The sequence below is a fragment of the Pedobacter quisquiliarum genome, from assembly GCF_014642175.1.
GTDB classification, from domain to species: Bacteria; Bacteroidota; Bacteroidia; order Sphingobacteriales; family Sphingobacteriaceae; genus Pedobacter; species Pedobacter quisquiliarum.
Genome location: NZ_BMIL01000012.1, coordinates 36,607 through 58,347, shown reverse-complemented (window position 1 = coordinate 58,347; position 21,741 = coordinate 36,607). Strand labels below are relative to the sequence as shown.

Below are 21,741 nucleotides of genomic sequence, written 5' to 3'. Positions count from 1 at the left end.
AATTATAAAACGGAGATTCGTTTTACTGACGTTTCTGCACCAGCAACGATCCGCACGAAATAGATTCCGCTGCTTAAACGGTTGGCAATAGAAAAGGTTTTGGTCTGTTCGCCACTGCCAGAACGTTCTGTCGCAAGGGTGGCCACTTCATTGCCAAGCAAATCCATGATTTTAATGGAGATGTTGCTTTCCCTTTCCAGTTTGTAGACAACCGTAATCTGGTCATCAACCGTACTTGGAGACACTTTAATAAAGGTCAGGTTCTTCTCGCTTTTTTGAGCACCACCTTTTGTTGCCAGTACGTTGTTGTACGGAAGGAAGGTGAAACCATCAAATAAGGGGCGGTAAGAAGGTAGGTTTGGCTTGATGGTAGTCGGCTTTGGCGTCTTTTTAGACCTGCTGAAATAGTTCAGACTATCCGACTTTTGAGCAAAAACACTAGCGTTGCATAAAATACCAATGCATAGTATGCAAAAGAATTGAAGCAGCTTAGGTTTGGTTATGTTTTTTCCCATCGATAGCGCCAAAAGTATAAATAAATAAACAATAAATCCTGCGGAAATGTTTCGAAAGAAGATTTTTAACAAAAATTAACATAAAGGCATTTGTTATCGTAATAAAGTGCATTTTTGACGACGAAATTTACTTCAATCTTTCTTCAGTGTCAAGTACAACTAATATTCAAAAGCTCTCCGGAGCCGGTCTATTAATCAGTCTGGGAATTGTGTACGGGGATATCGGAACTTCCCCTCTCTATACTTTACGAGCCATCTTTAATACAGTAAGTGAATCAGGACAGCCAATCAGTCCCATGATCGTGCTGGGCGCCCTATCTTGTATTATCTGGACCCTAACCTTACAAACGACCATCAAGTACGTCGCCATTACGCTTCGAGCGGATAACAAAGGGGAGGGTGGGATTCTATCGCTCTACTCACTTGTGCGTAAGAAAGCCAAATGGCTCGTGGTGCCTGCCATACTCGGCGGTTGTGCGCTGCTTGCAGATGGAATCATTACGCCCAGTATCACAGTTACCACCGCCATAGAGGGACTACAGTTTAAGTTCCCCGCGGTGCAGGTCATCCCAATCGTAATCGCCATTATCACGGGCCTTTTCATCATCCAGCAGTACGGTACCAGCCTGGTGGGCAAAATGTTCGGGCCAATCATGCTGTTATGGTTCGCTACCCTTGGTGTGCTTGGTATGCTGTACGTTGTTCAGGATTTCAGCATCCTGAAGGCATTAAACCCTTATTACGCAGGCCATTTACTGGCTACGAACCCTATGGCCCTAGTGATCCTCGGTGGTGTGTTTTTATGTACCACGGGAGCTGAGGCCTTATATTCAGATCTTGGCCACTGCGGTAAAAAGAACATTCAGGTGAGCTGGGTGTTCGTGAAGCTGACTTTAATCATCAACTACCTGGGACAAGGTGTCTGGTTGCTAAAACACCCGGACTACAACGCTAACATTAATCCTTTTTACGAGATCGTACCGCCGCAGTTCCTGCTGTTTATGGTTGCCCTGGCAACATTAGCGGCGATTATCGCCAGTCAGGCGATGATTACGGGATCTTTCACACTCATCTCCGAAGCCGTACGATTGAACCTTTGGCCAAAGGTCCTGATTTCTTACCCAAGCAATCACAAAGGGCAGATTTATGTGCCTTCGATCAACTGGCTATTATGTGCAGGCTGTATTGCCGTCGTACTCATCTTTGAGAAGTCCATCAACATGGAGGGGGCTTACGGTCTGGCCATCAACTTAACTTTCCTGGCCACAACGATTCTGATCGCCTATTACATGAAGTCGAAGAAGGTGCCGATGTACATCATCCTGATCTTCCTGGTGATTTATGGTGCGCTTGAACTGTCCTTCCTTGTGGGTAACATGACCAAGTTCCTGCATGGCGGATTTGTAACCCTGTTGATCGGTGCCGCATTGTTCAGCATCATGTGGGGCTGGTATGTCGCAAGAAAGATCAAAAACAGATTTGTCAAATATGTTGGTATAGACGACTATTTCGAACTGATCAGCGAACTCAGTGAAGACACGACAATTGCAAAATATTCATCTCAATTGGTGTATCTGACCAGTGCAAACTTCAAAACCGAAATCGAATCCAAGATCATATATTCCATCCTGCAGAAAGAGCCAAAACGGGCAGATATCTACTGGTTGGTGCACGTAGATGTGGTGGATGAACCATTTACACGTGAATACAAGGTGGAGTTCCTGATTCCGGGTAAACTGATCCGCATTGACTTCAAACTGGGCTTCCGGGTGGAGCAGCGTATAAATATTCTATTCCGTAAGGTGGTAGAGGATCTGGTTGCCAATGGCGAGGTCGATATTACCAGTCAGTATGCATCCTTGAAGAAACACCGGATTGCGGGGGATTTCCGTTTCATTTTGCTGGAGAAACATCTATCCAGGTTCACAACGCTGAACTTGTATGAGCGCAGCATCATGATGTATTACTTCCTGTTGAAACGTCTGAGTCTTTCCGAAGAACGAAGTTTCGGTCTGGACTCCAGTTATGTTGATGTGGAAAAGGTTCCACTGATCTTTGTGTCTACAGACGATATAGAGCTGAACAGACTGCCAGTGTAAGTTTTAATATACATTGGGATAGCCGCTTCTTGTTTGAAACAGGAAGCGGCTTTTTTTTGTGCTATAAGGAAGGCACCAGATTTTTCTGGATGAACATAGTTGTGCGTCAGCGCTAACGCTGATCAGATAAAGAACAAACGCACAGGAAACGCACACTTGATGTGCGCCAGTTGTGGGTTAGGTGTGCGTTAGGTGTGGGTTTGATGTGCGTTTGACCTAAAGTTGTCTTGTCCGTGTCTTGTCAGTATATCGCTGTACTTGTGTGTATTAATTCTGAACTAGTTATACACGATGTTTTATTAACCCTAAGCTGATTATACACCTTTAAATCTTCAACTCGCAAGAAATACTGGCCTTAAGTCTCTAACTTAGGTCCTTAGAATTCTAAATTAATGAAGAAGGTTTTGCTCTTACTGTTTTGTTGTTCTTGGTTTTTCACCTCGTGTAAAAGCGTTGATAAAACATCGGTCGTGATACAAGGTGAAGGCTTTGATCAGCGGGTCAGGATGGTTTACCTGGCGGAAGCGGGTAAGTGGGAAGACTTATTAGACTCCGCTGTTTGCAAGGATGGAAAATTCACTTTGAATTACAAGCAGATTGGATTCGAACCGTTTAAAGCGATAGTAATGTATTTAGATTCGAATGGAAGAAAGCAAAGCTTTTTTGTGCTCAATCAGATTCAAATAGATGAAGACGGGCAAAATCATGCAAATGACGCCTTTATGCTCGACTATGGACTTACAAGGCTCGAATATCAAGAGGATAAGAAATCTGGTGCCGGACAAAGCCTAAACAGCCCGATACAGGTGAAAATCGATGCAGGTCGGGAAGAAGCATTGTTCCAAAAATATGAATATAAAAATCTAGGCTACATTCCAAAAACAGGTGGAGCGCGGCAGAAGCGATTTGAAGCATTGAAGGACGTCATCGATGATCATTCGTTTTCCTATTATCTTCTTGGCAATGTGTTCAAATCCAAATTACAGTACTCAAAAGCAGAGCTGGTTGCGCTATTAGATTACTTTGATGAAGATGTGCAACAATCCAAACTTGCGGGCAGGCTAAAAGACCACATCGCAAGTATGCTTGACGTTGGAGAAAGTAGCAGGCCCTTAGCGCTGGAATCTAGTCTGGGGATTATAAAACATAACATCAATAGATTTGCAGATGTCAACATGTTGGTGTTCTGGGCGAGTTGGTGTGGTCCATGCCGGCTGGAGATTCCACAGCTTAAACAGATACACCAGACGTTTAAAGATAAAGGCTTTTACATGGCAAGTATCTCCCTGGATGACAATCGATCAAACTGGAATACGGCGCTATCGCAAGAGCAAATGAGCTGGGATCAATACATCCTGAACCAAAAGGAGAAGGATGCGATTAAAGCTGAATATGCCTTTGAGTCTATTCCACTTGTTGTTTTCACCAATAAAGAAGGTAAATCCTTAGGTCGATTTTCGGGTTACAGTCCGGCGCACATTGAAGAATACATCAAGGTCATTGAAGCGAACCTCAACAAATAATGGTTACGTAACTACCTGAAGAGGATTAAACGACATTAATGCCTCAGCGCTTTATCTATCTCCAGTTTGAGAGCTTCAAGGTCATTTTTGCTAAGAAGTCTTGAGGCGTAAGAAAGCTTGCCAGACTTTATACGGCTAACTATCCTGCCCATAAATAGAATTCTGCCATTTACAAGCAGCGCAAGACTGGTTGTCCTATCCAAATTTGGTGAAAACCTGGAGAGGGCCTCCGTTCCAATTGCATCCAGTGAGATTGACAATACATAGCGCAATTCTTTTGAGCCAATCATCTTGCTGACATCTGTAGACACGATATGCTTGAAGGGGATGTGTCTTAAGGTATCCAGGTACACTGCTTTCTTAGTGGTTTGGTCATACATCTCAACGCCTTCTGAGGCAGTTAAGTAGTAGCCCGGCGGCAATGTAGCGGCGACATTTTGTGCATATAGCTTGGGTGAAGATATAAAAACGCATACAAATAGTAGGATGGAACAGAGGGCTTTTATGGAATGCATTTCTAGCCAACGTCCTTGTTCAGCTTGCTGTGTTTATATCCATAGCAGAAATAAACCACAAGCCCAATAATAAGCCAGATACCGAAGCCGATCCAGTTGGAGATACCCAACTCACACATCATGTATAAACACGACATCAGGCCTAAAACCGGGATTAAAGAAAGGTTCTTTTTTATGCAGAAATAGGTAATGGCGCAGCACATCATAAAAAAGATCCACATTGGGATTTTATGTTTGAATAAGCTCCAGCCATATTCGTATTTCTTTTCCTGATCTACATTTGCGCGATCCACAAAATCCTGGTACTGCGCATTGTTCAATCTGTTCAAGTAGGCTTCTGTGTCCACATTCTTCTCAATCAGGTTGGCTTTTAGCTCGTCCTGAACAATCTGCTCCTGCACTGCCTTAAGTTCAACGGCGTCCAGCGAAGTCACGAAGCTTACAGGCGTGTAGAGTTGTGCTTTATTGGTGAGGAAGGCCATGCTTTCCGTACGGAAAACAGTGAAACACAATATCAGTGCTGCAATAATTGCCGGCGGTATCACGTACTTACTGTTTGCGTAAGGAATTTTAAACTTACGTTGAATATCTTTTTTGTCCTGCAGCACCAATACACCCGCACACACCAAAACGAAGGCGAACAGTGTGCCGATGGAACAAAGGTCCGTAACGATGGTCAGGTTCATGAATAGTGACGGTACAGCAACCACGAATCCCACAACGATCGTTGCGAAAGAGGGGGTCTGGTATTTAGGGTGTATCCTTGAAAAAGCTTTCGGCAATAAACCATCACGGCTCATGCTCATCCAGATTCTTGGTTGTCCCATTTGGAAAACAAGTAAAACACTGGCCATCGCAAAAACGGCACTTACAGCAATAATACCACTCATCAGCTTCAGATCAATCTGATCAAAAACAAAGGCCAGGGGATCGCCCACGGCAAGCAGGCTATAGTTCACGATGCCCGTAAGCACCAAAGCAATAGCAACATAAAGCAAGGTACAGATGATGATGGCCCACATCATACCTCTTGGAAGATCGCGCTGCGGGTTTTTACACTCCTCTGCTGTAGTGGATATTGCATCGAAACCAATGTAGGCGAAGAATACTGCTGATACGCCCTTTAGAATTCCGCTAACACCATTGGGTGCAAATGGATCCCAGTTACGAACATCAACATAAAACACCCCTACGGAAAGCACAAGCAGGATAACGGCCAGTTTGATAACCACCATGGCATTACTTGCGTTTCTGGACTCCTTCATGCCGCGGTATACCAGCCAGGTGATGAAAATAATAATACCCAGTGCAGGCAAATCCGCTACGATATGGAAATCACCGATTCTTGGTGCAGTGATCCAGGCGTTGTTGGCGATCCTTGTTGCATCGTCCAGGTTGGAATAATCTTTACCGGCTTTCACCAGTGCTTCCGCGTGTTTGTGTGCGTTGGAAGCGGTAAGGTAGTCCATCGTCATCCAGTCCGGCAGGTGTATGCCGGTGATGTTTAGCGCTGGTATGTGTATGGAGGAGAGCAGCCCCGTGAAGTAGTCGGACCAGGATATGGCTACGGTAATGTTCCCTACGGCGTATTCCATGATGAGGGACCAGCCGATGATCCAGGCCACGAGCTCACCGAAAGCCACGTAGGAGTAGGTATAAGCGCTACCTGAAACCGGCACCATAGAGGCAAACTCGGCATAGGCAAAAGCGGCGAAACTACACGCAATAGCTGTAAAGATGAATAGAAAGATTACCGCAGGACCGCCATCAGCACTGGCTTTCCCGATTGTACTAAAAATCCCTGCGCCGATGATCGCTGCTATACCAAATGCAGTAAGGTCTCTAACGCCAAGCGTTTTATGAAGTGAAGTGCCATGTTCTCCATAGCCCTTTTCTGCATCTTCTAAGATTTTAGTAATGGATTTCTTTCTGAGTAATTGCTCAAGCATATTTCAGTATGGGTGTAGTTTATGAGTTCAAACTTAAATAAATTGTGGTATTACTAACCCAACTTGGCCAATTCATTTTTAATGAAGCTGGCAAGCTCTGCAACATAGTCCACGCTGAAATCGAATTTAATGCCCGCAGTTGCATAAATCTCGTTCATTGGTTTGGTATAACCAAGTGCCAGTGCATCAAGATACTGCTTCAACGCTTTCGCCGGATCTTCTTTGTAATTCTTATAGATGGCAATGGCACCAAGTTGTGCTATTGCATATTCGATGTAGTAGAAAGGCACTTCGAACAGGTGCAACTGCTTTTGCCACAGGTTTCCGTATGAAGCGTCAAGCCCTTCCCAGTCGGTAAAGCCTGCGCCAAATCTGCTGTAGATTTGCTTGAAAGCAGTTTCACGTTCTGCAGCATTGTGCCCAGGATTGGTGTAGATCCAATGTTGGAACTGGTCGATCACCGCTACCCAGGGAAGGGTTTTCAATACGTCTATCAGCTGTTCACGTTTCGCACGGATGAGGTCCTCTTCTTTGTCGAAGTAAACGTCCCATTGGTCCATCGTAATCAGCTCCATGCTCATGGAAGCCAGTTCCGCAACTTCTGAAGGGCAATGTTTGAAGTCGTTCAACTCCAGGTCGGCCGTTAAAAACGTATGGACCGCATGTCCGCCTTCGTGAACCATCGTGGTCAGGTCGCGCAAGGTATTTGCAGAGTTCATGAAGATGAAAGGCGCGCCGGTTTCTGCAAGTGGATAGTTGTAACCGCCTGGTGCTTTGCCCTTGCGACTTTCCACGTCGAACAGCTTGTTTGCTTTCATCGTTGCAAGCATCTGTCCGAGTTTCGGATCGATGCGCTCAAAGCAGCTGATGGTTTTATTCACAAGCTCTTCGCCGCTGGTAAAAGGCTTTAAAGCAGGTTTACCACTCGTGCTCACGTCCATATCCCATGGTTTAAGTGGCGATATACCCAAATCTTCAGCACGTTTATCTGCCTGTTCTTTAAGGATTGGTACCACCTCTTTTTCAATGGCTTCTGCAAACTTGTAGCAGTCTTTAGGGGTGTAGTCGAAACGCCCCAGAGCCTGGAACATATAATCTCTGTAATTCTCAAAGCCCGCATTCAGGCTCACCTCGTGACGTAAAGTGATCAGCTCATCAAAAAGCACGTTCAGCTCGTCTTTATTTACCAGTCTGCGTTGTTGAATGGCCTCCCATGCTTGCTGACGAACCCCGCGGTTCACATCCTTCAGGAAGGTTGCTGCTTGTTCCAGGGTATATTCCTGATCGTTGATTACAACACTCATCGCACCACTGATGGCTTGATATTTTTGTTGTGATACCTGAAGTTTGGTGAACAATGGAATGTTCTCCTCACGGTAGATTTCCAACGCTTTTTTTATTGCACGCAGGTACACGAAATACTTGTCCTGATCCAGTTCATCAACCAGCTCATGATTTACGAGTTTGATGTTTAGTTCATTGTTTATCGGTGCAATTTTCGGTTCAATTTCCGTAGCGAAGTACTGGAAGGATTGAACCAGCGCTTCATTGTTGGTGTCGCATGTCATTTTAATATACCGCCAGGCAAAGTCTTCCTCCAGTGCAGCTTCCAGCTCACTTTTATCTTTCAGCCATTGCTCTAAATCAGCAACAGTTGGCAAAGGGCGGTTCTTTAATTCTTCGAAGATGGGACTTAAATTTTCCCATTTAATTTCGAGTTCTTGTGGAATATAGGTTCTGGTTTTCTTCGGTATAATTAAATCGATCATGGTTTAAAAGTTATAATTGGTTCTTAAAAACGCATCAAGCAGAAAGCATAATGCGAAAACAACGGAAGCATAGCCATTTGTGGTGGCAAATGCACGGTCTACCTTGCTGATGTCCGTAGGCTTTACCAGTAAGTGCTGGTAGGTTAGCATGAAGCAAAAGAAGGCGACGCCGATATAATAAACAAAACTAAACTGCGAAAAGAAGATGGGCAGGATAACGCATACTGCAGAGAGTACATGCAGAAAGACAGACAGACGCAAAGCGTTCTTGATACCCAATGCTGCGGGTATGGAATGTAAGCGCTCGGCGCGATCAAAATCTTCATCCTGCAGGGCATAAATGATGTCGAAACCACTTACCCAGAACAACACAGCAAAGGAGTAAAGCACAGGTACGATATCAAACTTTCCGGTAACGGCGATGTAAGCTCCGATAGGTGCCAAGGATAGTCCCAGGCCAAGCACCAGATGGCATAAAGCGGTAAAGCGTTTGGTGTAGCTGTAAAAGAGTACGACAAACAACGCGACTGGCGAAAGGTATAAACACAACTTGTTGATGAATGCGGTTGCAGCGATAAAAAGCAGGCAATTTACCACAACAAAGATCAGCGCCTCATTTGCCGATACCCTTCCTGCAGGGATGTCGCGCATCACAGTTCTCGGATTCTTCGCATCGATGTCGCGGTCCAGGTAGCGGTTAAATGCCATGGCGGCATTCCTTGCGAACACCATACACAGCAGTACCAGCAGCAGCAGGAACCAGTTGAATGGTTGTGTTGTGGTGGTTACGCCAAGGAAGAAACCAATCATCGCAAATGGTAATGCGAAGATGGAGTGGGCAAACAACACCAGCGAAAAGAATTTCTTCATCTGCTATAAATCTTCTTTTGGCGTTAGCACAGGCATGACGAAGTCTTGGTTAACTTCTTCAATGAACTGAAGCAAAGCTTCTTTACCCTGGCTTTTTTCGGCCGATGTTACGAAATAAGGTGGAATCTCCTCGAACCAACCGGATAGCTGTTTCTTGAACAAGGCTACATTTGCGTCTGTTTTTGGCGCAGACTGTTTATCGGCTTTGGTAAATACAAGCGCAAAGGGCACCTGGATTTCGCCAAGCCAGCAGCAGAATTCAATATCAATCTTTTGTGGTTCCAGACGGCTGTCGATCAATACGAAGATGCATTGCAGACTTTCCCGTTTGGTGATGTAGTTGCGTATAAACTTTTCCCAGGCCTCTCTGCTGGACTTGGATACTTTGGCGTAGCCATATCCGGGAAGATCGACGATATACCACTTTTCATTTATCAGGAAGTGGTTGATAAGCTGGGTTTTTCCGGGTTTCTGGGAAGTTTTGGCTAATCCGTGCTGATTGACAAGCATGTTGATCAGGGATGATTTGCCTACATTGGAGCGCCCGATAAAGGCATACTCAGGCATATTTGCGATGGGCAATGCCGATACCTTGGTATTGCTGCAAACGAATGTTGCTGATTTTATAATCATTTCACAAAGGTAGAAAATTAGTTTTCAACAATTACTTATCTTTGCCAATCACCATGAATGAAAAAATAACTCCGTACAACAGTGAGACGGTTACCAAAAAGGAACAGGTAGCGACCATGTTCAATAACATTTCCGGTACCTACGATTTCCTTAACCACTTCATGTCGCTTGGCATTGACATTCTATGGCGGAAGAAGGCCATCCGACAGCTGAAGGCACAGCAGCCTAAGTCCATTCTGGATGTGGCAACCGGTACTGGGGATTTTGCATTTGAAGCCATCAAGATTCTTAAGCCAACACAAGTTACCGGTGTTGACATCTCCGCAGGTATGTTGGAGGTGGCTAAACGCAAGATAAAGGAACGCAAGCTGGATCATGTATTCTCGGTAAGACTTGGCGACTCGGAGATGTTGCCTTTTGAGGATAATCAGTTTGATGCGATTACCGTAGCCTATGGCGTAAGGAATTATGAAAACCTGGAAAAAGGACTTGCCGATATGCGGCGGGTGTTGAAGCCGGGTGGCAAGATCGTAATTCTGGAGTTTTCAAAACCGCAGGGTTTTCCGGTGAAGCAGCTTTATAACTTCTACTTCAAACATATTACACCATTTTTTGGAAAGGTGTTCTCCAAAGATGCACGTGCGTATCAATATCTCCCTGAGTCTGTTGCGGCTTTTCCGGATGGTGCCGCATTTACACAACTCATGGAAAGGGTTGGCTTCAGTCAAACTAAACAGATTACTTTAACGTTTGGTATAAGTTCAATCTATACTGGTATAAAATGAGAAAAACCTTAATACTCCTGTTTGCATGCTTTGGTACAATGATGAGTGCAAAAGCGCAAAACTGGGGCGGTGGTGTTGACGAAAAAGACTTTAACTTCGGATTTACTTTTCAAGTACTCTCCTCGGAATACAAGACATTAAAAACGCGGGACTGGCGCGATCCGTACTACGACCTTACACAAAATCCTCCAGGGGCACCCCTGCATAATGGTTTCCGATACATCAATGCGGAGAACAAGGTAGGCTATGGACTTGGTTTCGTGGTAAACAAGCGTATCAGCAAGCATACCGATCTTCGTTTAACACCAACTTTGGTTTTCAATGACCGGATCCTGAACTACCAGTTTATGAGGGACGAATCCGTAGCAGATGCACCTGCGCGTGCGGCTGTGAAGCAAGTCATAGAAACGACCATGATTGATGTGCCGCTTAGCTTTAAGCTGAAGTCGGACCGTAGAGGAAACTTCCGTGCCTACATGATTGGCGGGTTGAAGTATTCTATGGACATCACCTCTGCCAAAAAGCGGAGCAACGAAGGGAAGACGCCTTTGGAAATGCTGCTGCAAAACAAAAAGAACTTCCTTTCCTATGAAGGCGGATTGGGTATGGACCTTTATTTTGAGCACTTCAAAATGTCGCCAGAACTTAAATATTCCTCCACATTTAACAGCATCCTTGAGCACGACAACAATAACCCATATTCAGCACCGCTGAATAAGTTGATGTTACGTCATGTGACATTTAGTTTGTTTTTTGAATAACCGCTAGCTGGAAATAATTCTAGCTTTGTGAAACAATAAAACATATGAATTCAAAGATAGCATTGATCACAGGCGCTACTTCGGGCATCGGCGCGGCTTGTGCACGATTGTTCGCCGCCCAGGGTTTTGATCTGGTGCTGGTTGCCAGAAGACAAGCTTTGCTTGAGGAAATTTCCAAAGAACTTGAGGAACAACATCAGGTGTCTGTACAAACACTGGTGGCAGATGTGCGCGATAAAGCGGTCATCACCACGCAGCTGGAGTCGCTGCCAGCAGCCTGGAAAAAGGTAGATGTTTTAATTAACAATGCCGGACTTAGTCAGGGCCTGGACCCCATTGATAAAGGTGATACCGATGACTGGGATACCATGATTGACACCAATGTTAAAGGTTTGCTGTATGTGACTAAAGTTGTTTCCAACTGGATGATCCAGCACAAAGCCGGGCACATCGTGAACATTGGCTCCATTGCCGGAAAAGAGGTTTATCCGAATGGCAATGTGTATTGTGCGACCAAACATGCCGTTGATGCTTTGAATAAAGGCATGCGCATGGATCTGCTGCCACATGGCATCAAAGTAACGGCGATAAATCCAGGGATGGTGGAAACGGAATTCTCGCTGGTGCGCTTTAAAGGTGACGAGGAACGTGCCAAAGGCGTGTACGCAGGACTTGAGCCGTTAATGGCGCAGGACATTGCAGATGCGATCTGGTTTGTGGCCAGCCGGCCGGCACACGTAAACATAAATGACATGCTGATCATGCCGACTGCACAAGCATCGGCATCATTGACGCATAAAAAATAATCTACATTAATATAGAACAATATGCTTTCCAATACTATTGATCAGGAGATCAAAAAAGCAATGCTTGCTAAAGATCAGGCACAACTTAGGGGTTTACGTGCTATAAAAGCAGCTCTACTACTTGCAAAGACCGAGAAGGGTTCTGCAGAAGAGATTACCGAAGATGCTGAAGTAAAGATTATCCAGAAGCTGATTAAACAAAGAAGAGAATCATCAGACATTTATAAAGCGCAAGGCAGGGAAGACCTGGCGAAGATTGAAGATGAAGAGATTGAGGTGATTGGCAACTTTCTGCCTAAACAGATGGATAAAGCGGAAGTAGAAGCTGTTATTGCACGTTTGATTTCGGAAAGTGGCGCCAGCTCTGTAAAAGATATGGGAAAAGTGATGGGCCTGGCAAATAAAGAACTTGCAGGTAAGGCAGACGGCAAATTAATTGCGGAAACCGTTAAATCGCAATTGGCATAAATTGTGCTCGCAATTAAACACGTGATTGGACAAAAATGTGACTTTGATGCCGTATTGTAGCATATGTCTGTTAACTTAGTGACATATCTTTATCGCGGCAGGTATTTGTTTGAAGAACTGTTTAAACTATAAGATACATTTATGGGCCGCTTGTGGTTCAATGCGTGGAAAACTAATACAAAAGATGAAATACGAAGTAATAGAAGACAACGGGTTTAAATATATAGAAGCAGGAAAAGGCGAAACCCTGGTATTACTTCATGGATTGATGGGTGAGTTGAGCAATTGGGAGGCAACCATTGATTCTTTCAAAGATCGTTATCATATTCTTGTTCCCATTCTCCCGATCTATGAACTCCCGCTACTAACATTGGGGGTGAAGAGCCTTTCGAAATACGTTTTCAAATTCATTAAATATAAAAAGCTGAATCAGGTTGTCCTGATCGGTAACTCACTGGGTGGCCACGTCGGACTATCCTTCACGGTTGCACACCAAGCCTATGTAAAAGCATTGGTTTTAACCGGTAGCTCCGGTTTATATGAAAATGCGTTCGGGGGATCTTTTCCGAGACGCGAGAGCTACGAATACATCAAGGAGAAAGTTGCTTATACTTTTTATGATCCCGCTACGGCGACCAAGGAATTGGTTGATGAAGTATTCAAGTCGGTAAACGACCGTTCACGCGTGATCAGAATTCTGGCGCTGGCGAAGTCCGCCATTCGTCATAATATGTCTAAAGAGATCCCGAAGATCACCATTCCCGTATCTCTTATTTGGGGTATGCAGGATAAGGTGACACCGCCGGAAGTTGCGCATGAGTTTCATGAGCTGCTCCCCAACTCGGAGTTAAACTGGGTAGATAAATGTGGGCATGCGCCAATGATGGAGCGCCCGGAGGTATTCAATGAATACCTGGGTAAATTTTTGAACCGAATATTACTGAAGTAAATGGTAGCTGCAGAACTCATATCTAACGTAATTGTACCACTAAGCCCGGCCGACAATATTCAGCGGGGATTGGCAAGGATGAATGAGTTCAAGGTTTATCAGATGCCGATTGTGAATGATACGCAGTACCTCGGTGTGGTTACCGAGGAAGAACTGCTCGAGATCCGTGATCCGGAGATCCGCATTGCGGACCAGCCACTGGCACTTCTGAATCCCTTTGTTTATCATGATACACACATTTATGATGTGCTGCGGTTGATGGGGCAGTTGCAGCTTTGCATTTTGCCTGTACTTGATGCCGCAAATGGCTTTCTGGGTACCATCACTGAACGGGATCTGATTAAATATACCGGCGAACTGTTTTCATTGCAGGAACCCGGTGGAACAATTGTGCTTGAAATCAGTAACCGCAACAATTCATTAGCGCACATGTCACAGGTTGTAGAAGCCGACAATGCACAGGTGCTCTCTTCCTTCGTGCGGGCATTCCCCGACTCTACAAAACTCGAAGTAACCCTTAAGATCAACAAGACGGAACTGTCGGGCATAACCGCCTCCTTTGAACGTTACGACTATGAGGTGAAGGCGGTTTACAACAACACAAAGATTGATAACGGTTCGGAAGATCGTTTCAACTCTTTGATGAACTATTTAAACGTTTAAAATCCTCCATGAGAATTGCAATTTACGGAAGAGCATTTAATGACACGGTTTTACCCTATGTACAGGAGGTTTTTGATGCCCTCGAGTTCTACAAAATAAAAGCGGTTATTTATCAGGAATACCATGCCTTTATAAAAGAGAAATGTACGCTATGTGCGGATTTTACCACTTTTAAAGACAATGCAGAGCTGATTGAAAAGGCTGATTTGCTGATTAGCCTTGGTGGTGATGGTACCTTGCTGGATACCCTGGCACTGGTGCGGGATTCGGGCATTCCGGTGATTGGAATCAACTTTGGACGGTTGGGATTCCTCGCAAGCATCAATAAAAATGAGGTCCGCACCGCGATTGCGGCATTAATTAACAAAAATTATACGCTTGATAAACGGAGTGTGTTAAGCCTGGCGTCAAAGTACAATCTCTTTGGAGATGAGAACTTTGCGCTTAATGATGTGACCATTCACCGCAGGGACGACTCTGCGATGATGATCATCCATGCTTACATGAACGATGAGTTTATCAACTCTTACTGGGCAGATGGCTTACTTATTGCTACACCAACCGGGTCTACAGCTTACTCCCTGAGTTGCGGTGGACCGATTATTTTACCCAGTTCACAAAATTTTGTTATTACACCTATAGCTCCCCATAACCTGAACGTGCGACCGCTTATTGTTCCTGATGATGCAACTTTGACTTTCAAAGTAGAGGCAAGAAGCGCCAAGTTTCTGGTGTCTTGTGATTCGAGGACGGAGACAGTAGACCGTTCTGTTAAGATCAAACTATCAAAGGCTTCATTCCACGTCAATTTGGTAAGGCTTAATGGTGAAACTTACTTAACGACCTTAAGAAATAAGTTGCTCTGGGGCATAGACACCCGTAATTATTAATATGAAGTTTACAAAAAAGATTATAAGTTTAGGGATTACACTACTCTTTACCAGCCTAAGCTTACAAGCACAGGTGTGGGAAGTAGGAGCGAAGGTAGGCGGAGCTGCATACATGGGCGAGTTAAACCTGAACAATCCTGTTAAATTTAGTGGTCTTGCAGCAGGCGCATTCGTGAAATATAACTTTGACCCAAATTGGGGATTAGGTCTGCATTATATGCATGGTACCATCTCTGGTGACGATGCCAAATCCAACCTTGCAGAAGCGAGAGCAAGGAACATCAACTTCAAGACGCCACTGGATGAAATCAGCATTCAGCTGGATTTCAATTTTCTGGATTATTTCAGCGGTGGTGGAAGACGCAACTTTAGTCCTTATGTATTTGGTGGTGCGGGCGGCCTGGTGTTTAAGCCAACGGCAACGTACGATCAGTTTTACAGAACCTACAAGTGGCAATCTGAAGGGCAGTCACAACGCTATCGTACCTACACCTTATCTGCTATATATGGTGGTGGTGTTAAAGCCAGAATTAAAAACACCAGCTTCAGTGTACTTGCGGAACTTGGCTTCCGTACGCCGCTGACAGATTACCTGGATGATGTGAGCGGGTTTTATGCTACAAAATTCGCTACTTCGGCTGACAAGCCTTTGCTAAATGAGTACGAGCATTCCTTCAACGTGATTGCAGACCCGTCGCCCAACCAGATTGGGGCTAAAGACACCCAACGTGGGGATGGCAGAAGTCGAGACAGCTACATGTTCGGCACGATAGGGCTGTCTTTTTCATTTACAGAGGACTGTTTTAACTTCTTAAAACATTAAAAACTATCATATTGTCTGCTAAGGTTTTATCGGTGCAGAACTTGACATTAACAATTTGGAACGTAAAGGCATATCTTATACCTTTGCAGTTCCAAAATCAGTTCAGGGCTTCGGCGTTTTCGTATATAAATTAATGGGATTTAAAGAACAAATTGACTTATCCAGGTTACCGGAACATATTGCCATCATTATGGATGGAAATGGACGCTGGGCCAAAAATCAGGGGAAATTTCGTGGCGTAGGGCACGAGAGTGGTGTCTTATCTGTTAAAGACATCATGGAGGGCTGTGTGGAAATCGGCGTGAAACACCTGACCCTGTATGCATTCTCAACGGAAAACTGGAACCGTCCCATTGAGGAAGTGAATTTCCTTATGGAGCTGCTGATTTCGACCATCAATCAGGAGACAGAAACCCTGACCAAGAATAACATAAAACTTAATGCCATCGGCAACATCGCTTCACTACCTCAACGTTGTATTGACGACCTGAATAGTGCGATGCAGAAGACGGAAAATAATACCAGCTGTACCCTTACGCTTGCGCTGAGTTACAGTGCGAAATGGGAAATTACAGATGCCGCCCGCAAGCTTGCCCAACAAGTTAAAGACGGCCTGATCAGTGTAAATCAGATCAATGAAGAAGCCTTTGCCGCCCAACTTACCACCACCAACATTCCTGATCCGGAATTGATGATCCGCACCAGCGGGGAGCACCGAATCAGTAATTTCCTCCTTTGGCAGATGGCTTACACAGAATTATATTTTACTGACACCCTTTGGCCGGACTTCCGCTCGGAGGATCTTTATGAAGCTATTGTTGATTATCAGAAGCGTGAAAGACGCTTCGGGAAGATTAGTGAGCAACTGAACTAATTTTACTTTTAACACTTTTTAACATGTGTTTAAATTAACTTAGCATCGTTTTTTAGAAATAAATGAAAAGAATATACCAACTTATATTACTGCTATTGTGTGGGTTTCCGGCAGTAGCACAGATCACACGTCCACCTGCCGCTCAGCAAGCCACACCATCCTTAAAAGTCTCCGGTACTGATCTTGATTATTTCAATCCAAGAGAATACATCATCGGCGGAACTACATTAAGTGGTACAAAATATCTGGATAAAGATGTTATCATCACCTTATCTAAATTGATCAAAGGTGAGCGCGTAACCTTGCCTGGTGATGCGACTTCTAACGCCATAAAAACGCTTTGGGCAAATGGTTTGTTTGATGATATCGAAATTAATATCACCAAAATTGAAGATGACAGTGTTTTCTTTGATATTCAAGTGGTAGAACGTCCGAGATTAAGTTCTTTCGAGCTTAAAGGCATCAGTAAATCTCAGAACACCGACATCCTGGAGCGCTTAAATGCGAAGTCTGGTAAATCCATCATTAACGAGAACCTTTACAACAGCACTTCTGCAACCATCAAAAAGTACCTTTCTGATAAAGGTTACTTCTTTACGGATGTAAAGTTTGAAACGAAAGACGATCCGAATGCAGAGAATAGCCAGATCTTACAAGTTGATATTGACCGTGGCCGTAAGGTGAAGGTCCGTAAGATCAACTTCACTGGAAACAAGGAGTTCTCGGATGCGAAGTTGCGTAAGTTTCTGAAGAAGACACACCAGCAAGCATTTTACAAGATCTTTGGTTCTGGAAAGTTTAACAAGGAAAAATACGAAGAGGATAAACTTGCCCTGGTTGAAAAGATGCAGGACAAAGGTTTCCGCGATGCGGTAATCATAAGAGATAGCGTATATCAATACAGCGATAAAGCCGTAGCCATTGATATTGAAGTTTTCGAAGGTAACAAGTATTACTTTGGTAACATTAACTGGGCTGGTAACGCAAAATACAGCACCGAGTACCTGGAGAAAGTTTTAGGTATTGAGAAAGGCGATGTATTCAGTGAATTGAAACTGGAGAAGAAATTAAGAGGTGACGGGAACAGCGATGATGTTTCCAGCATTTACCTGAATGATGGATATCTGACTTTCAACGTAGATCCTGTTCAAACTAAAATTTACAGCGATACCGTAGATTTGGAGATGCGCATCTATGAAGGTCCGCAGTACACCAACAACAAAATCACCGTAAAAGGAAATACCATTACAAACGATCGCGTAGTATTACGTGAGATCCGTACGAAACCGGGAGAGAAGTTCTCGAAAGAGCAGCTGATCCGTACCGTAAGGGAGATTGGTCAGTTGGGCAACTTCGACGAGTCGAAAACGGTGCCTACACCGAAGCCAAATCCGGCAGATGGTACAGTAGACATCGAGTACACCGTAGAAGAAAAACCTTCAGATCAGATTGAGCTTTCAGGTGGTTTCGGTGGTGGCCGTGTAATCGGTACCCTGGGTCTTACGTTCAACAACTTCTCGCTAAGAAATATCTTTAATGGTAGTGCTTACAGACCACTTCCAAAAGGTGATGGTCAGAAGTTGAGTCTTAGAGGTCAGACCAACGGTTCATACTACCAATCGTACAGCTTCTCGTTCTCTGAGCCTTGGTTGGGTGGAAAGAAACCGGTGAGTTTCGGATTAAGTGCATTTACTTCATCACAGAAGTACAGAATGAGCCTGAATGAAAATCAAAGTATCCGTATGAACGGTGTAACCGTGAGTTTGGGTAGAAGATTGAACTGGCCGGATAACTACTTCCAGCTATCACACTCCATCAATGCACAGCAGTACATTCTGGAGAACTACAGTGGTTTCTTGTTTGCAACCGGTACTTCATACAACTTTAACCTTACACAAGAGCTGAGCAGGGATTCAAGGGATTCCCCAATTTTCCCGACAGGAGGTTCTTACTTCAGATTCAGTATTCAGGCGACGCCACCATATTCGTTATTAAATAATACGAACTATGCAACAGCATCTGATAAAGAGCGTTATAAGTTCACCGAATATCACAAGTGGAAGTTCGAATCGCAGTGGTTCCAACGTATAACCGGTAAATTGGTATTGAAAGCACAAGCACAATTTGGTTTCTTAGGTTCATACAATTCAGCGGTTGGTCAATCACCATTTGAGCGTTTCAAGTTAGGTGGTGACGGTATGCAGGGATTTGACTTCTTACAAGGTTCTGAGCTAATCGCAATGCGTGGTTATTCAAACAACTCGGTTATCCCGGTTGGTGCGAATCAGAATACGGCAAGACAATCCGGTAGCCCGATCTTCAATAAATACGTATTAGAACTAAGGTATCCTGTTATTGCTTCACAATCGGCGACAGCCTTCCTGGTAACGTTTGCAGAGGGTGGTAATACCTGGGATAACTTCAGCGACTTCAATCCTTTTAACATCAGAAGATCCGTGGGTGTGGGTGCGAAAATATTTTTACCGATATTTGGATTACTTGGCATTGATTATGGTTATGGATTTGATAAGATACCTGGTATCCCAGATGCTAACAAAGGCCAGTTCCACTTTAGTATCGCACAACAACTAGGGGGATTTAACTAATTGATTTGAAGCCATCAGTGTACGGTGGGTTCATCAGGAAACATTAAACATTAACAAATGAAAAAGTATCTTTTATTAAGCTTCTTGCTATTTGCCGGAATCGGTGCTTTTGCACAAAAGTTCGCTTATGTAGATTCTGAATACATCCTTAAGCACATGCCGGAATATAAGTCAGCACAGAACCAACTTGACGTGCTTGCTCAGCAGTGGCAGAAGCAAGCCGACAGTCAGTTTGCAGAGTTGGACAAAATGTACAAAGCGTACCAGGCAGATCAGGTATTACTTACTGACGATATGCGTAAGCGCAGGGAGAATGACATCATTGAAAAAGAGAAAGCTGCAAAGGAATTTCAGCGTTCTAAATTCGGCCCAGATGGGGATCTTTTCCAATCTCGTGTAAAGCTGCTTAAACCTATTCAAGAAAAGGTGTCTAACATCATAGCAGATTACGCAAAAGGAAAGCTTCTGGATGTAATCTTCGATAAAAGCAGCGCCGCAACAATGATGATTTATTCTGGAGCAAACTATGATGTGAGCAATGACATCATCACCAGATTAGGTTACAAGCCCGGCACAATAGTTAAGTAAACACAAAATCAAATATAAAATCACAAACAAGAATAAAATGAGAAAGTTAATTAATGTATTCTTTGTAGCAGCAGGTTTGGTATTCACTGCTAACATTGCGAATGCACAACAAAAGGTTGCACACCTGAATTCACAGACTATTTTAATGGTAATGCCTGAGGCAAAAACAACACAGACAACCTTAGAAAATCTGAATAAAACTAAATCAGCTGAGATTGAGAAAATGCAGGCTGAGTTTCAAACAAAATATCAGGCAGCGCTTGCTAAACAAAAAACTTTGAGTGAAGCAAATAAAGAAGCTGTAGGTAAAGAGTTACAAGCGATGGACACTGAGCTTAAAGATCTTGATACCCGTATCAAAGATGCTTCAGTAAAAGCGCAGCAAGAATTGGCTCAAAAGCAAGGTGAGTTAACTGAACCTATCCTTAGAAAACTAAGCAACGCGATCAAAACCGTAGCTAAAGAAAAAGGATTGGCTTACGTACTTGATGTTGCTGCACAACAAGATGGTAACAACGTTGTTTACTTCGACGGTGGTGATGACATCACGGATGCTGTAAAAGCGAAGTTAGGTATCTCTGCATCTGCAACACCAGCTCCAGCTGCTGCGCCTGCTAAGAAATAATCTTAAAAATTAATGTAAATTGCGGAATCAAGCCCAGGCTTGATTCCGCTTTTTTTTGCCCTGATGAGAAAGAATTCTATTGGTATTTTTGATTCCGGATATGGTGGCCTCACCGTCTTTAAGTCCATTATTCCGGAACTCCCAGCATACGATTACATCTATTTTGGAGATAATGCCAGAGCGCCTTATGGTGATCATTCTTATGAAACGGTTTACCGCTATACGCTGGACTGTGTGGAGTGGTTGTTTGCACAAGGTTGCAGTCTGGTGATCCTGGCCTGCAATACCGCGTCGGCAAAAGCACTTCGGTCCATTCAGCAAAATATTCTTCCGAAGAAATATCCAGGTAAGCGCGTGCTTGGCGTAATTCGCCCTACGGCGGAGGTTATCAACCAGTACACCACATCCAATAAGGTCGGTGTTTTCGGCACAAGGGGGACGGTGAAATCTGCCTCCTATCAGATTGAAATCAACAAGCTTTACCCTGAAATAGAAGTCGTACAGCAGAGTTGTCCAATGTGGGTACCCTTGATTGAGAATAATGAACACCTGAATGCAGGTGCTGATTACTTCGTGAAGATTTACCTGGAAAGGCTTTTAGCCAAAGCGGAAAACATCGACTGCATTCTACTCGCCTGCACGCACTATCCGCTGATCGTGCCCAAGCTGGAAGCTTATCTCCCGGAGGGGATTAAACTGCTAAGTCAAGGGGACATTGTAGCGCAAAGCCTGAAAGATTATCTTTCACGGCACCCGGAGATTGAAACGGAACTTCGCCACGGAGGAGGTCAGACTTTCGTGACCACTGGTGATCCGGAGGTGTTTAACACGCTGGGTTCGTTGTTCTTCGGCTCGTCCATAAAGTCGACAGCGGTGAGCTGCCCAGCGTTGTAGCATTCCCGAATCATGTTTCTTGCCGCAGGCGGTGTTAAAATATTCAGCTAATTTTTACGATGAACATACCGAAAGGAGAAATTCTTGTTAGGTTCTAATGGTTATTAGCGGTAAATTTGCGGCTCAAACAACACCT

Annotated in this window: 21 protein-coding genes; 15 read left to right on the top strand and 6 right to left on the bottom strand. The window is 44.1% G+C overall.

Going from position 1 to position 21,741, the window contains the following annotated elements; translation table 11 throughout:
* Positions 1–2 precede the first annotated feature (2 nt).
* Positions 3–515, bottom strand: a complete 513-nt coding sequence (locus IEW69_RS15670; RefSeq protein WP_188627829.1) for a T9SS type A sorting domain-containing protein — start codon at positions 513–515, stop codon at positions 3–5.
* A gap of 146 nt (positions 516–661) precedes the next feature.
* On the opposite strand from IEW69_RS15670, the gene IEW69_RS15665 reads away from it, so the two are divergent.
* On the top strand, positions 662–2,614 hold the full coding sequence (locus tag IEW69_RS15665) for a KUP/HAK/KT family potassium transporter (protein WP_188627828.1): 1,953 nt from the start codon (positions 662–664) through the stop codon (positions 2,612–2,614).
* A gap of 470 nt (positions 2,615–3,084) precedes the next feature.
* Positions 3,085–4,137 carry a TlpA family protein disulfide reductase gene (locus IEW69_RS15660; protein WP_188627827.1) on the top strand — a complete coding sequence of 351 codons (1,053 nt, stop codon included), beginning with the start codon at positions 3,085–3,087 and terminating at the stop codon, positions 4,135–4,137.
* A gap of 35 nt (positions 4,138–4,172) precedes the next feature.
* Here the strand turns inward: IEW69_RS15660 and IEW69_RS15655 are convergent, their stop codons facing one another.
* The 5 genes from IEW69_RS15655 to yihA are packed head-to-tail and all read right to left on the bottom strand — an operon-like array spanning position 4,173 to position 9,873.
* Positions 4,173–4,652: a hypothetical protein gene (locus IEW69_RS15655; RefSeq protein ID WP_188627826.1), complete on the bottom strand. Its 480-nt coding sequence runs from the start codon at positions 4,650–4,652 to the stop codon at positions 4,173–4,175.
* A gap of 2 nt (positions 4,653–4,654) precedes the next feature.
* A complete protein-coding gene (locus IEW69_RS15650; protein WP_188627825.1) occupies positions 4,655–6,601 on the bottom strand; it encodes an amino acid permease in 1,947 nt (648 codons plus the stop codon).
* A 53-nt stretch (positions 6,602–6,654) separates the two neighbouring features.
* Positions 6,655–8,370, bottom strand: coding sequence for a M3 family oligoendopeptidase (locus IEW69_RS15645; RefSeq protein ID WP_188627824.1), 1,716 nt, complete (start codon positions 8,368–8,370; stop codon positions 6,655–6,657).
* 3 nt (positions 8,371–8,373) lie between these two features.
* Positions 8,374–9,240 carry a UbiA-like polyprenyltransferase gene (locus tag IEW69_RS15640; protein WP_188627823.1) on the bottom strand — a complete coding sequence of 289 codons (867 nt, stop codon included), beginning with the start codon at positions 9,238–9,240 and terminating at the stop codon, positions 8,374–8,376.
* 3 nt (positions 9,241–9,243) lie between these two features.
* Positions 9,244–9,873: a ribosome biogenesis GTP-binding protein YihA/YsxC gene (gene yihA, locus IEW69_RS15635; RefSeq protein ID WP_188627822.1), complete on the bottom strand. Its 630-nt coding sequence runs from the start codon at positions 9,871–9,873 to the stop codon at positions 9,244–9,246.
* A gap of 53 nt (positions 9,874–9,926) precedes the next feature.
* On the opposite strand from yihA, the gene ubiE reads away from it, so the two are divergent.
* The 13 genes from ubiE (at position 9,927) to murI (ending at position 21,605) form a co-directional block, all read left to right on the top strand.
* Positions 9,927–10,658 carry a bifunctional demethylmenaquinone methyltransferase/2-methoxy-6-polyprenyl-1,4-benzoquinol methylase UbiE gene (ubiE, locus tag IEW69_RS15630; RefSeq protein WP_188627821.1) on the top strand — a complete coding sequence of 244 codons (732 nt, stop codon included), beginning with the start codon at positions 9,927–9,929 and terminating at the stop codon, positions 10,656–10,658.
* On the top strand, positions 10,655–11,419 hold the full coding sequence (gene porT, locus IEW69_RS15625) for a type IX secretion/gliding motility protein PorT/SprT (protein ID WP_229663653.1): 765 nt from the start codon (positions 10,655–10,657) through the stop codon (positions 11,417–11,419). Before ubiE ends, porT begins: the two co-directional genes overlap by 4 nt.
* 44 nt (positions 11,420–11,463) lie before the next feature.
* Positions 11,464–12,225, top strand: coding sequence for an SDR family oxidoreductase (locus tag IEW69_RS15620; protein ID WP_188627820.1), 762 nt, complete (start codon positions 11,464–11,466; stop codon positions 12,223–12,225).
* 21 nt (positions 12,226–12,246) lie between these two features.
* A complete protein-coding gene (locus IEW69_RS15615; protein WP_188627819.1) occupies positions 12,247–12,693 on the top strand; it encodes a GatB/YqeY domain-containing protein in 447 nt (148 codons plus the stop codon).
* 184 nt (positions 12,694–12,877) lie between these two features.
* A complete protein-coding gene (locus IEW69_RS15610) occupies positions 12,878–13,642 on the top strand; it encodes an alpha/beta fold hydrolase (protein ID WP_188627818.1) in 765 nt (254 codons plus the stop codon).
* The gene (locus tag IEW69_RS15605; protein WP_188627817.1) at positions 13,643–14,305 is read left to right on the top strand and encodes a CBS domain-containing protein; all 663 of its coding nucleotides are present in this window, start codon (positions 13,643–13,645) and stop codon (positions 14,303–14,305) included.
* A gap of 8 nt (positions 14,306–14,313) precedes the next feature.
* The gene (locus IEW69_RS15600) at positions 14,314–15,195 is read left to right on the top strand and encodes an NAD kinase (protein ID WP_188627816.1); all 882 of its coding nucleotides are present in this window, start codon (positions 14,314–14,316) and stop codon (positions 15,193–15,195) included.
* Position 15,196: 1 nt separating this feature from the next.
* Complete coding sequence (gene porG / locus IEW69_RS15595; RefSeq protein WP_188627815.1) at positions 15,197–16,018, top strand: type IX secretion system protein PorG; 822 nt, start codon at positions 15,197–15,199, stop codon at positions 16,016–16,018.
* A 133-nt stretch (positions 16,019–16,151) separates the two neighbouring features.
* A complete protein-coding gene (gene uppS / locus IEW69_RS15590) occupies positions 16,152–16,892 on the top strand; it encodes an undecaprenyl pyrophosphate synthase (protein WP_188627814.1) in 741 nt (246 codons plus the stop codon).
* 62 nt (positions 16,893–16,954) lie between these two features.
* Positions 16,955–19,498, top strand: coding sequence for an outer membrane protein assembly factor BamA (gene bamA / locus IEW69_RS15585; RefSeq protein WP_188627813.1), 2,544 nt, complete (start codon positions 16,955–16,957; stop codon positions 19,496–19,498).
* Between the two features lie 57 nt (positions 19,499–19,555).
* Positions 19,556–20,086: an OmpH/Skp family outer membrane protein gene (locus tag IEW69_RS15580; protein WP_188627812.1), complete on the top strand. Its 531-nt coding sequence runs from the start codon at positions 19,556–19,558 to the stop codon at positions 20,084–20,086.
* Between the two features lie 37 nt (positions 20,087–20,123).
* Positions 20,124–20,711 (top strand): OmpH/Skp family outer membrane protein, encoded by a 588-nt coding sequence (locus tag IEW69_RS15575; protein WP_188627811.1) that lies wholly within the window; start codon positions 20,124–20,126, stop codon positions 20,709–20,711.
* A gap of 63 nt (positions 20,712–20,774) precedes the next feature.
* Positions 20,775–21,605: a glutamate racemase gene (gene murI, locus IEW69_RS15570; protein WP_188627810.1), complete on the top strand. Its 831-nt coding sequence runs from the start codon at positions 20,775–20,777 to the stop codon at positions 21,603–21,605.
* Positions 21,606–21,741: the final 136 nt, after the last annotated feature.